Origin of the sequence: Chlorogloeopsis fritschii PCC 6912 (assembly GCF_000317285.1) — a bacterium.
GTDB lineage: Bacteria > Cyanobacteriota > Cyanobacteriia > Cyanobacteriales > Nostocaceae > Chlorogloeopsis > Chlorogloeopsis fritschii.
Map to the genome: position 1 here is coordinate 297,575 of NZ_AJLN01000100.1, position 13,550 is coordinate 311,124.

The window sequence follows — 13,550 nt, forward strand, 5'->3', positions numbered from 1 at the left end:
GTAATCTCGTGCATAAGGCAGCAGCTTGCTTCTGGTGAGTCGAATTAGCCGCGTTATCCATGACGCTGTTGATGCCACTGCCAAGCATGGGAAATAATTTCGTTCAAGCTTGGGTACTGGGGATGCCAACCCAATACTTGACGTGCTTTGTCGCTACTACCTACTAAAATTGGTGGGTCGCCTCGTCGGCGATCGCACTCCACTATTTTTATTTGTTTTCCTGTTACTTGCTTGGCAGTTTCTATTACTTCTCTGACTGAAAATCCACTGCCATTACCCAGATTAAATACTTCGCTATTTTCTCCGTTCAACAAATACTCTAAACCCAAAACATGAGCTTGTGCTAAATCAGCAACGTGAATATAATCCCTAATACAAGTACCATCTCTAGTAGGATAATCAGTGCCGAAAATAGAAATGGATTCCCGCTTACCCAAAGCAGTTAATAGCACCAGTGGTATGAGGTGAGTTTCTGGTTTGTGATCTTCACCCAGTAGTCCATTAGGATCAGCACCTGCGGCGTTAAAATAGCGAAATCTCACAGACTTGAAGTTGTAGGCTGTATCGAAATCAGACAAAATTCGCTCCACCATCCACTTGCTAGTTGCATAGGGACTGATAGGATCTTGTGGGTGGTCTTCGGTAATTGGCACAAATTTGGGCACACCATAAAGAGCGCAAGTAGAAGAAAAGATAAACTTGTTGATAGAAGCACTAACTATTGCTTCTAAAAGCGTTAGTGTACCTGTGACATTGTTGTGGTAATATTTGGCTGGGTCAATAACAGATTCACCCACGGCAATATAAGCGGCAAAATGCATCACCGCAGCTATATTATGGGTTATAAATATATTATCCAAAAGAGCGCGATCGCTCGTATCACCAACAATTAATTTGACCTGCAAAACCTCTTCCACAAGTTCTCGGTGTCCATAGGACAAATTATCAAGAACAATTACCTCATAACCTGCTTTTTTCAGGGCTAATACTGCATGGGAGCCAATATATCCTGCTCCACCTGTAACTAATATGGTTGTCATGACTTGCTACTATTTTGAAAAATTAGTGATTCACTAGGAGCAGGGGTGTAGGTGAATTGTTTCCCTCTACACCCTTACACACCTTATCCTTAAAATTATCTGTTCCCTGTTCCCCGTTCCCTTTTATTCGCACTCATGGCAGTAGCGAGACATTGCACTGTCAAGACAAGATAGTAGTTCACCTCTGTTGCTACCAAGAACGCTGTAAGATGGACGGGGAGCAATTAAACCCAGTTCTCGCATCGGCAGAGCAATCAGATTGCTGACACTCACGCCTGCTTTTTTCGCCGCTAGCCGCGCCAAATCAGCCCAGGCGATCGCACCTTTGTTTGCCAGATGCCACACGCCACTCTCGCCATCAATCAATAAATCGAGGCTAGCATGAACCAAATCGGGCACGTAGGTAGGCGAAACAATAGTATCTTCTGCGGCGACGAAACTATTGCCAGCACTTAACTGACGCAGCGCAATGGTTACAAAATTGTAATCATCCCAAGGGCTGAAAAATGCACTAGTGCGAATTACTAGGGATGAAGGATTAGCTTTTAATACTAGCTTTTCTGCCAAAGCTTTGCTGCATCCATACACATTGAGAGGAGCAACGGCATCACTTTCTATATAAGGGTTGGATACAACACCATCAAAAACCAAGTCTGACGAAAAAGTCACCAGTGGCACCTTATACTTAGCGCAAGCAGCAGCTAACATCGCTGCCCCCGTGGTGTTCACTCGCAAGCAAACCTCAGGTTCGTGTTCTGCATCATCCACCCGCACGTATCCCGCAGCATTTACAACCGCCCACGGCTTCAACTCATCCAAAACCCTATCGACAGAGTCAGGATTGGCGATATCCATTTCTTGGCGTGAGAGTAAGCGATATGTGATACCACGCATTTCGCACAACCGTGCAAAAGCCCTACCTAGAGTTCCTGTCGCGCCCACGATCGCTAAGGGAGAACAGGAGTGAGAGAGGGAGAGAGGGGGAGAATCCTTCCCCTTGTCCTCTTCTATTTTCTGGCAACTCACAGGTGGGTATAACAGCCGACTTTGCCGACGCCACCATCCCGGTGTTTCTAGTATCGGGTGATCTGGTTGGCGTCCAGCGGCTAGATCGCGCACCATCTTGGCAATTGCTGTTGGTCGTGGATGTGGCGATTCTCCAGAGGAGATGCTACGCGAACGCAAGTCAAACACACCTGATTCATAGTAGCCAACAAAGCGAGTCAATAAGCTATTCCAATCGTAGCTACCGAGCAAAGCCCAAGCTGTGACAGCACGGACATCTACATCTTGAGTTCGCAATTCCTGTGCTGCACTCCAGATTTCGTACAGCCAACGCAACTGCTCCTCACGGGTACAGCTAAGGTGAGCTTCTGTAACCGCAAGAGGTAGTTTGTAGCGTTCCCATGCTTCTTGTAGTAAGGTGCGCGGGCCTGCTGCACTTTCGGCACAAACCCGCACTGCCTCTACATCTGCGTATTCGTCCCGTCCATTGCCTCCATGGGAACAAGCCGGATAGCGTTCTTTGCGCTCATCCAAAAAGCGATCGCTTGTCAGGTAGTGATTAATCCCGATTATATCTGGCGGGCAGGGATTTTCTAGAAACCATTCTAGATCAGTATCATTCACACCGCACTTGTGCAGATATCCCCACATAGGATGAGTCGGGGTGACTCGACCGCACAATAAATCAAAGCTCAACCAGCGACGCTCGTTCTCAAATTCTGCTTGATAAGCTAGCTTTGGCGTACTGTAAACCTTACCCAAATCCTCGGTTTGTATAAGTTGGGCGTTGGAGTTGACTTTCCGGATTGCCTGCATTGAAAGAGCGATCGCCCGGCACTCAACCAGTAAAGCACGAGCAAAAGTTAAATCATCTCGACCGTGAGGATACCAGTGGCCGTACATTCCACTGAATCGTGCCGTTGTTAATGGCTCGTTTACGGGTGTGTAATGTGTTATCCAAGGATAGCGATCGGCAACTGCACGAGCATATAAAGCTAATTTTTCTGGAAATTCTGGATCTACCAAGCTCGTGTAACGCGGCCCGCTACCATGATGTACTAATCCCACAATTGGACGAATGCCGAGTTCGCGCAACCGCTCCAATCGCTCATCCGCCCACGACCAATTAGCATTCTCCAATCCGTTAGGTGCAATCCGTTCCCAAAGCACAGGGTAACGGATAGCGTGTATTCCTAGTTCGGCAAATAATTCCAAGTCATTCAAGCGTGTTGCATGACCGTTGTATTCCAACTGGTCGAAATACTCATCACCCACACGATTTACTGTACACTCTACACCAGCCCACACCTCTAAAGGAAGTGTTGAGTTTAAGACAGAAGCCATAAGTTAAAATTCTAGTTGATATTCTCTTTTTTTTACCTCTGTGTCTCAGTATCTATGCGGTTCGTGTTATTAACCACAAAGACACAAAGTAAGGTGGACATTTTTGCCCACCCTACAACTCAAGCTTCAACCGCAATTTGTTTGTAAACAGACAGAGCTTGAGCAACACATTGATCCATGTTGTAATACTTGTAGGTTGCTAGCCGTCCTACAAAATACACACCTGGCGTTGCATCAGCCAGTGCCTTGTATTTCTTGTAAATTTCCTGATTTTCAGCACGTGGCACGGGGTAATATGGATCTCCAAAAGCCTTAGGAAACTCGTAAACAATGCTAGTTTTGTGATGTTCCTGTCCCGTTAGGTACTTAAACTCTGTAACGCGGGTATAGAGGTGTTCGTTAGGATAGTTGATTACTGGCGCTGGCTGGAACACGGGTTTATTATGTGTTTCATGTTTGAAATCGAGTGAACGATACGGTAGTTTCCCGTAGCGATAATCAAAGAACTCATCAACAGGCCCGGTGTAAACCATCTCGCGGCAAGGTATGGCTTTTTCAATTTCACGATAATCTGTGTTTAACATTACCTTGATGTTCGGATGATTTAACATATTCTCGAACATTCGGGTAAAGCCATGTAGCGGCATTGCCTGGTAAGTATCTGTGAAATATCTATCGTCGCGATTAGTACGAGTGGGAATACGGGCGATTACTGATTTGTCAAGTTCCGATGGATCTAGTCCCCATTGTTTGCGAGTGTAGTTGCGGAAGAGCTTTTCATATAGTTCCCTACCAACTTTGCTCACCACCACATCCTCTGAGGTGCGGATGTATTCCCTTGGTTCAGCTAGAGATTTGAAGAAATCTTCCACCTGAAATGAATTGAGGTTCATTCCATAGAGTTTATTGATCGTGTCGAGGTTGATGGGAATAGGAACAAGCTGCCCGTCTACGCTAGCGAGGACACGATGCTCGTAAGCCCGCCACTGGGTGAATTGTGAGAGGTATTCAAAGACTTCGCGGGAATTAGTGTGAAAGATGTGAGGCCCGTATTTGTGTACGAGGATGCCATTATCGTCATAATGATCGTAAGCGTTGCCACCAATGTGGTTGCGCTTGTCAATCACCAATACTCTCTTGCCAGACTGAGTTGCTAAACGTTCAGCTATTACGCTTCCTGAAAACCCCGCCCCGATCACCAAATAATCAAATAGAAACTCTCTGGTAATAATACTTGGTGCTTGGGGGATATTTGTAACTGTAGTATCCTGACGGGCAGCGATCGCAGAGTCTAACAATTTGAGCATTGATGCCCAAGTTCGATCCCAAGAAATCTGCTCTAGGAAGACATCTACCCGATTTAACCAACCCGATTCTGGAGTGTCTTCTTGCATAGCCTTTTCTACTGCGGCAACGAATTCAGAAACCGTGTCTGCTATTCGCACCAACTTCAAGTCTCCATAGGGACGCACTACATCCCGAATCGAGGTAGATACTACAGGTTTACCTGCGGCAAGATATTCTGGAGTCTTTGTCGGACTAATAAAGCGTGTTGATTCGTTCCGCGCAAACGGCAGCATCGCCAAATCCCAACCCGCCAAATATGTAGGTAAATCTTGATAATCTTTACCACCGAGATAATGGATATTCTCCCGCTGTGGCAGAGTTGCTGGATCGATTTTCACAATAGGCCCAATCATCACTAAATGCCAGTCAGAACGCACATCAGCAATACCAGCCAGCAGTTCAATATCCATCCGTTCATCAATCACCCCAAAGAACCCAAGGCGTGGGTGGGGAATATTCGCTTGATCTGATGGTTCTTCTTGAATTGTCCTACCCTGCGCAAAGTGTGCTACATCCACACTGCTGGGAAAGGCATACACGTTCTGGTGCTGGTTCACTTTGCTTTCGTAAAGACTCTGTCCGCCTGTAAATACCAAATCTGCACGGCGGAAAAGTTCGGCTTCGTAGTTCTTTAGAGCAGATGATGCTCCTTTGAATGCGGACAATTCATCCATGCAATCATAAACAACTGCTTCTGGTTGCAAGTGGTGTGTAAAACCAAGTGCCATTGGCGTGTAGTACCAACAGATATATTTGCGGATCTTATGCTCTGCAAACAATTCATCAATTAGCACTCGTAAATCTGGGTTGATAGCGTCTTCACTTAAATTTTGTGGCAGGTGAGGAACCACAACCCAAACTCCGCTCTTGTCTTGGTTGACTTCCAACCGCCACACCTCTTCAGGTGTAAAAATTGGCTCCTCGATAAAGAACACCCGCCTCCCTTGAGAACAGCGGCTAAGAAGATGTTGCGGTCTTTGATAGACGAAATTCCACCGCAAATGAGATAGACAAACTATATCAGGTGTATCTGTAGAAACTTCTTTAGAGCTTTTGTTGGATACAGATATATTTTGTGATAATGCAGTTGATGACAACGGTTCAGCTAAATCTGTTCGCTTAACTTCACCCATATTTAATGATTTACTATTACCGATGCCGTTATTTTTTATTTGAGTATTTTTGTTGGACATATATGTTTGTTCTCAGATTATTTTCGTTACTGACAAATCAAATAGTTCAGAAATGTTCTAGCCAATGAAGCCAATGAAGTGAATCAAGGCTTTCATACCTTATTTCAAAGAAGGCAAGCTAAGTAATGATAAGCTAGTCAATCCTTATACCTTGATGGAAATCCCTGTTAATAAAGCTTATTTTGTACATTAATTTTTAATTTGTTTTGTTAGCTTCTACCAAAAGTCTAAAATTATTTATATTTGTCTATATCTGTAGGATTGAATCAAGTAAGCTTATGTTAATTTTTGTCTATTTAATCATTTATACCATTTCAATCAAATATGCATATATCTGGGGTAAGTTGTCGCACAAAGCAGCGACATTATCCACATATGAATAAGACCAAAGTCTAGGTAAAATCTTAAATAAATGCTAGTGAGAGTTCTACCAATTCAACCTTGGGAGTGCGAATTACATTTATTGCCTAAGCAAATAATTCATTACTATACTCCGCGTTGGCTAAATGCGTGAAGTTGAATTTTAATCCAATTACCACCCCTCGCTATGCATTGAGGGCAAATATCTCCATAACTATCACCTTGATCATTATATACAATTAATCTAGCTGCATTCATTTGAAAATGTTGATGGCAAATTAAACATTTTTGGCTATTGTTTTTACTATTACACTCTATTTGAAATTGCATATTTATTCTCCTAAAATAAAGATTGGAACCAATTTAAAATCAATATAGCCACTTCCAAACATCTTAATTCTATGATTGGAGAGCTAGCATCTATAAAATGAAGTGAAAATTGTTAAATTTCAATGTATTCATGAATACAATTGCATCTTGATTAAAGTTATAAGAACTTAATAATAAATTCCTCTTTTATGACTTAAGGCGTAGTAAAGTCACAATTTTAGCTCTAACCTTAATTGTGATATTTAAGCGTAGGTCTAGGATAGGTTAGTCATTGGCATTGAAGCCATTGTGAATATAAGTCTTCCTCTAAAAATCCTTTCTTATGACAAGTTGCAGATTTAGCTACTAAGACTTTAAGCGTTGTTTCATAACCACTGCTGAGTATTTGGTGTCCATAACCAATTACTTTGCCAAGGTTCCCAGTTTTTTGATTTATTACATAATCACCAATGTTAAACACAATGGTAACCTCTTAATTTCAATAGGTTTGGTGAATTCTTCTTCTCTTAATTATTAACATTATTGGATTTGTAGAAATTACAGCTTCATCCTTACAGCTTTTCTTGTCTCTACTAAAAGAATAATTCTGTGTTAACTCACTCGGTTACCACTGATACAAATAATCCCATTTCGCTTTCAGGGCGCTACCCATGGGCAGCAGGGTAGGAGAGGAGATGATTTGTAGATTTAATTTAGAAAATTGAAATCAGGCATTCCCTAAGAATAAGCACAAGCTTATAGCGATCGCCTTCTTTAAATTCAGTCTTTGTCTAACTTTTGGCTCAGAGTATCAAGGAACTTTGCCAAGCCGTAGATGAGCGATTGTAACAGAACCGTTGAAAGTGTATTTCTAAGTGCTGAGTTATAAAGTGTATTCTACTCAACACAACTTACGGGAAACGCGAGGGATGGGTGCTGCTGTTTACAGCACTACTGAATCCTGAGTCAGGCAGTATAAGAATCACAATAATTATCAATTTCTCGCTTTTTAATGCATAAAAAACGCTTTCCAAGCATTTTAGCTACGATTGCTTCCTATAAGCTGCTGCCACATTGTATAGTAATAAATTTCAAACCACAGTTTATCTACACAAATTCACCCTTAAAATAGATAGTATGAGGTGATATTTTTAGATCAAACATTAAAAATTTAACTATATTGATTCTGAAATCTATATTCTCGATTCTGTATTCTTTTTTGATGTTAATTTTAATGTTAAAAATTCATCTCAAGTATGCCATAATGTCACGAGCCGAAAGCTAATACCTAATTTGATGCCTCCAACTAACTTGGGGGTAAATTTGGCTATTTGCTTACAGCCAAGCTCCAACCTTAGGCATTCGCTACTAGGGGACAGTGTGGTTTGAAGTGAATGATGCCTTTAGGTATTTGTACAGGCAGAACTCTTGGAATGTTTGAGAATAGGCAAGTTTTCCAAAAATTTTTCTGTTGCAAAATTGGGAAGAAATTTCGATGAACTTGTTGAAGTTGGAAAATAGCGCGGTGAAATTAACCTCTGATGCCAATACGAAGACGAATTTCGCGTTGAGAGAATCGGCATACCCACGTCCCCAGTTAAGACGCTCGCATTGGCAAAGTCTCAACGGTCGGTGGAAATTCGCATTTGATGACCAAGGCAAATGCACTCAACCCAGCGACCTTAGCGAATGGACACATCATATACAAGTTCCCTTTGCCCCTGAATCTACCAAAAGTGGGATTGACGATCCGGGCTTTCACCCCAATTGCTGGTATGAGCGGGAATTTGAAACACCTCCAGGAGAGGGCAGATTACTATTACACTTCGGTGCTGTGGACTATCGCGCTCGTGTTTGGGTAAACGACCAATACATAGCAGAGCACGAAGGTGGACATACTCCTTTCACCCTCGATATTACCCATGTCTTGAATGACAGTGGTACAACGAAGGTGACAGTGTGGGCGCAAGACGATCCTCACGATCTTGCTAAACCTCGTGGCAAGCAGGATTGGCAGTTGCAACCACACAGTATTTGGTATCCTCGCACCAGCGGGATTTGGCAGACAGTCTGGGTTGAGCGCGTGGGTACGACTTATATCGATCACATCCGCTGGACACCCGATTTTGAGCGGTGGGAAATTGGTTGTTACGCTGCCCTTGCGGGTGATGTGCCTGCTGCGGGCATACAAATAAAGGTGAAATTGAGTGTTGGCGATCGCGTGCTGGCGAACGATAGCTATGAAGTCTTCAACGGCGAGATTAGCCGCCGCATCTCTCTTTCAGACCCCGGTATCGATGACTACCGCAACGAAATGCTATGGAGTCCAGAAAAGCCAACCCTCATCGATGCTGATATTGAAATGTGGTATAAAGGCGAACTATTGGATGCGGTTAAATCTTACACTGCCTTGCGGACAGTTAGTATACAACGCGATCGCTTTATGCTCAACGGACGTCCCTACTATTTGCGGATGGTTCTCGATCAGGGCTATTGGCCTGATAGCCTCATGACTGCACCCGATGATGAGGCTTTACGGCGGGATGTGGAACTTGCCAAAGCAATGGGTTTCAACGGAGTACGCAAGCACCAAAAAATTGAAGATCCGCGCTTTTTATATTGGGCAGACGTGCTGGGGTTGTTAGTATGGGAGGAGATGCCCAGTGCATATCGTTTCTCACCTAAAGCAGTGGAACGCATGACGCATGAGTGGATTGAAGTCATCAAGCGTGATGTCAATCACCCGTGTATTGTGGCTTGGGTGCCGTTCAATGAATCTTGGGGAGTTCCGAATCTAGTCGAGACACAAGCTCACCGCAACTATGTTTTGGCAATGTATCACTTAACAAAGACGCTAGATCCGACTCGCCCAGTAATTGGTAACGATGGTTGGGAGAGTACAGATACTGACATTCTCGCTATCCATGACTACGATACCAATCCCCAACACTTAGCTCATCGCTACGGCCCAGAAGTGAAGCTATCAGATTTATTTGATCGCAAGCGTCCCGGAGGGCGTATCCTAACGCTGGACAACTATCCTCATCAAGGACAGCCAGTGATGCTAACTGAGTTTGGCGGCATCGCCTATGCTCCTGATGACAAGCCCGATGCTAACAAAGTCTGGGGATATGAGCGTTGCTGGAATATTTCCGAGCTACAAATGAAATACGCTGCTCTGCTGGAAACAATCAATAACCTTGAGATATTCAGCGGATTTTGTTACACGCAATTCGCTGATACCTTCCAAGAAGCTAACGGGTTGTTGTACGCCGATCGCACGCCGAAAATTCCCCTGGAGGCGATCCGCGCTGCAACTCTTTCAGGAGAGGGATTATGTACTCCCACACACTGTTAAAGCCAGATAGACGCCAACTAACCTTATACAGTCGCTACCCCATTCCAGAAGACATAATTGCTACTAGCCCTAGCAACGAGCCAGTGCAAGCAAATCCGCATCTGCGCTGGCATCCCTTGCGGGGCGAATGGGTAGCGTATGCCAGTCACCGTCAGGGGCGGACTTTTATGCCGCCTCCAGAGTATAATCCCCTCGCACCCACCACCAATCCGGAGTTTCCTACGGAACTGCCCCAAGGTAAGTATGACGTGGCGGTGTTTGATAACCGCTTTCCGTCGATGACAGTAGCGGCGCACGATCCACCAACTAGCATCGTGGAAACTTTGCCTGCTAATGGGGCGTGTGAGGTTGTAGTTTTTACTCAAGATCCTCATGCCTCCCTTAGTTCACTCGAACTGGATCATCTAGATTTGCTGTTGCAAGTGTGGGGCGATCGCACCCGCGTCTTGGGCGCAAATCCTCAAATTCAGTACGTGCTGCCGTTTGAAAACAAAGGTGTGGAGGTAGGCGTAACACTGCACCATCCCCACGGGCAAATCTACGCCTATCCTTTTGTCCCGCCTGTTCCAGCAAGGATGTTGGAACAACAGCGGCGATTTTACCAAGAGCATCAGCGCGGTTTACTGGAAGATTTGATTCAAAAGGAGATAGCCGACAACAAACGGATTATTTATCAGGATGATTATGCGATCGCATTCGTTCCTGTGTGCGCTCGTTACCCTTATGAAGTTTGGATTGCCCCGATTGAACCAGTGTCTACCTTTTATGACCTTAGCTGCAAGCAACGTCAGGGACTTGCTAGGGCGTTAAAAACTGTAACTCTCAAGTATGACGGTTTGTGGAATCGTCCGTTTCCTTATCTCATGGCTTGGTTTGGTGCTCCTACTGATGGGGAAGCACATCCCGAAGCTCATTTACACGCCCAGTTTTATCCACCATATCGCACCAGCGACAAGCTGAAGTATTTAGCGGGGACGGAACTTGCGGCAGGGATGTTTGCCAATGATGCCTTACCAGAGGAGAAGGCGAAAGAGTTACAGGCAGTAGTTGTAAATATTGAGTTAAGCGAATCGCGATCCAAAAAGTATTAAAAAATTTTAAAATATAGAAAAAATTCTTTTGTTTGTGGCTTTTGCTATCAAACAGATTTAGAAATCCAACATAAAATAACGTTTTTTGAAAATTTCATTTTTTGGAGTTGTTTTCAACAGATCGCGATTACAAATCACTTTATACCCCCGGCTCGATCCAGCCTCATGGCGTGTTACTGGCACTCAGCGAGCCGGAACTACTAATCCTGCAAGTTAGCAATAATACTCAAACCTATTTGGGTAGAAAGCCTCAGGATTTGCTAGCCCAACCTTTGAGCTTTCTGTTCGATCCTACGCAAGTCGAAGTTATCAAACAGTATTTGCTGGAAGATTTTAGTGGTGTCAATTACCTGAAGCTGTTCATCTGCACAGACGAAGACAGGCAATTTTTTGATGGATTTATACATCGGACAAAAAATAGTGTGATTCTGGAGTTAGAACCCACAGATTCATCTGCTCAGGTAACTTTTGGGAATGTTCATAACTTAGTAAAAGAGGCGATCGCTAAACTCAAACGAACATCAACACTGCAAGAATTTTTACAACTAGCGGCACAAGAACTCAGAATAATTACGGCTTTTGAGCGGGTGATGGTTTATCAATTCGATCAGCATGGAGCAGGAGAGGTAATTGCTGAAGCCAAACAAGAGGAGGTATCACCCTATTTAGGACTCCACTATCCTGCAACAGATATTCCAGAACAGGCAAGGGAGTTATATCGGCGTGGCTTGGTGAGGGTAATTCCCAATTTGAAAGCTCAAGCGATCGAGTTAGTTGCAATTGAGAATTATGAAACTCATTCTCTGCCACTCGATTTAAGTTTATCTGTCTTCAGAAGTGTTCATCCCTGCTGTGTTGAATTTCATCAGAATATGGGCACTGCGGCTATTGTAGTGATTTCACTCATCAAAGATGAAAAACTTTGGGGATTAATTTCTTGTCATCATCAAACACCAAAAAATATCACGAGTGAGGTGCGGAGTGCTTGCGAATTTTTGGGACAATTCATATCATCAGAGCTAGCCAACAAAGTGATTCAAGAGGAAGTGCACTATAAAGCCAAACTGGAGTCACTGCGTTCTGAGGTGATAGAATCGATTTCGCAGGCAGATGACTTTATAGATGCACTAGTGCAGCCTGAACCCCGCTTACTAGATCTTGTTGGTGCCAAAGGAGCAGCAGTTTGCCTGGATGGTGAAATTACATTGGTTGGCTCCACACCTGAGGTGGAGGATGTTTGGGAGTTGATTGATTGGGCAAACACCCAAGTTAGGGAGAACTTGTTTTACACCGATTCTCTGTCAAAGCTTTACCCAAAGGCAAAAACGTTCAAAGATACAGCCAGTGGCTTGCTGCTGCTGCAAATTTCTAAAGTCAAGCAGTATTATATTCTCTGGTTTCGTCCCGAAGTTCTACGTACAGTCAATTGGGCAGGAAATCCAAACGAATCGATCAAAGTTGAAGCAGATGGCAGTGTAACTCTTTGCCCCCGCCAATCTTTTGAACAGTGGCAGCAAACAGTTAGGTTCACCTCAGAACCTTGGAAATTATCTGAAATTGATAGTGCCTTCGCCTTGAGGAATGCAATAGTTGGTATTGTGCTCAAAAAAGCAGAAGAGTTAGCCAAGCTCAATCAGGAATTAGAGCGTAGCAACCAAGAGCTAGCCTCCTTTGCTTATGCTTCTTCCCACGATCTCAAAGAACCTTTACGGGGTATCTATAACTACTCGACAATCCTACTAGAAGACTACGCTTGTGTGCTGGATGAGGATGGAATTGAGTATTTACAGACTGTTGTATCCTTATCAGTGCGGATGGAAACTCTCATTAATACTTTACTTCGGTTGTCGCAGTTAGGGAAAGCGGAAATAAATCTGCAAGCAACTAACCTTAACCAATTACTCAACGAAGTTATTAATGTCTTTGATGCTAGTCGCCAGCAAGCTCAGTTTCATATTCATATTCCTCGACCTTTGCCAACTGTTCAATGCGATTCGGTTCTGATGGGTGAAGTATTTAGTAACTTAATTGCTAATGCATTGAAATACAATGACAGGGCAGAAAAATGGGTTGAGATTGGCTACGTGGATGAAGAGGAGTGGGAGAGGGGGAGAGTGGGAGAGGGGAGCCAGCGCTGTGGGCGGGTTTCCCGACTTGGGGCGACTGGCGTGGAGACAAGGGGAAAATATTTCTCCGCGTCTTCAGAAGCGTCTTTGCATCTCAACCTCTTGGCATCTTCTTCCCAATCCCCAATTACTTTCTACGTCAAGGATAACGGCATTGGCATTCAAAAACATCACCTAGAAACCATTTTCAAGCTCTTCAAGCGGCTTCACTCCCAGGAAAAGTACGGTGGTGGTACTGGTGCGGGGTTAGCCATTACCAAGAAGATTATAGAGCGTCACGGTGGTCGGATCTGGGTTGAATCTAGCGTAGGTGAAGGCTCAACATTTTACTTTACGCTGGAATAGTTTAATATACATAAAAAACCTTTTTAATACCA

General features: G+C 43.9%; 7 protein-coding genes. 3 read left to right on the forward strand and 4 right to left on the reverse strand.

Annotation, left to right across the window (positions count from 1 at the left end):
- Positions 1-53: 53 nt before the first annotated feature.
- The 4 genes from galE to UYC_RS0120765 all read right to left on the reverse strand — a co-directional run bounded on the left by galE (position 54) and on the right by UYC_RS0120765 (position 7,079).
- On the reverse strand, positions 54-1,040 hold the full coding sequence (gene galE / locus UYC_RS0120745) for a UDP-glucose 4-epimerase GalE (RefSeq protein WP_016875391.1): 987 nt from the start codon (positions 1,038-1,040) through the stop codon (positions 54-56).
- A gap of 123 nt (positions 1,041-1,163) precedes the next feature.
- Positions 1,164-3,389, reverse strand: coding sequence for a family 1 glycosylhydrolase (locus UYC_RS0120750; RefSeq protein WP_016875390.1), 2,226 nt, complete (start codon positions 3,387-3,389; stop codon positions 1,164-1,166).
- Positions 3,390-3,508: 119 nt separating this feature from the next.
- A complete protein-coding gene (glf, locus tag UYC_RS0120755; protein WP_016879642.1) occupies positions 3,509-5,929 on the reverse strand; it encodes a UDP-galactopyranose mutase in 2,421 nt (806 codons plus the stop codon).
- Between the two features lie 958 nt (positions 5,930-6,887).
- The gene (locus UYC_RS0120765) at positions 6,888-7,079 is read right to left on the reverse strand and encodes a hypothetical protein (protein ID WP_016879643.1); all 192 of its coding nucleotides are present in this window, start codon (positions 7,077-7,079) and stop codon (positions 6,888-6,890) included.
- Positions 7,080-8,093: 1,014 nt separating this feature from the next.
- Here UYC_RS0120765 and UYC_RS0120770 point away from each other — a divergent pair.
- The 3 genes from UYC_RS0120770 to UYC_RS0120780 all read left to right on the forward strand — a co-directional run bounded on the left by UYC_RS0120770 (position 8,094) and on the right by UYC_RS0120780 (position 13,518).
- Positions 8,094-9,956 carry a glycoside hydrolase family 2 protein gene (locus UYC_RS0120770; RefSeq protein ID WP_016875386.1) on the forward strand — a complete coding sequence of 621 codons (1,863 nt, stop codon included), beginning with the start codon at positions 8,094-8,096 and terminating at the stop codon, positions 9,954-9,956.
- Positions 9,935-11,047 carry a galactose-1-phosphate uridylyltransferase gene (galT, locus tag UYC_RS0120775; RefSeq protein WP_016875385.1) on the forward strand — a complete coding sequence of 371 codons (1,113 nt, stop codon included), beginning with the start codon at positions 9,935-9,937 and terminating at the stop codon, positions 11,045-11,047. Before UYC_RS0120770 ends, galT begins: the two co-directional genes overlap by 22 nt.
- Before the next feature lie 101 nt (positions 11,048-11,148).
- Positions 11,149-13,518, forward strand: coding sequence for an ATP-binding protein (locus tag UYC_RS0120780; RefSeq protein WP_016875384.1), 2,370 nt, complete (start codon positions 11,149-11,151; stop codon positions 13,516-13,518).
- Positions 13,519-13,550: the final 32 nt, after the last annotated feature.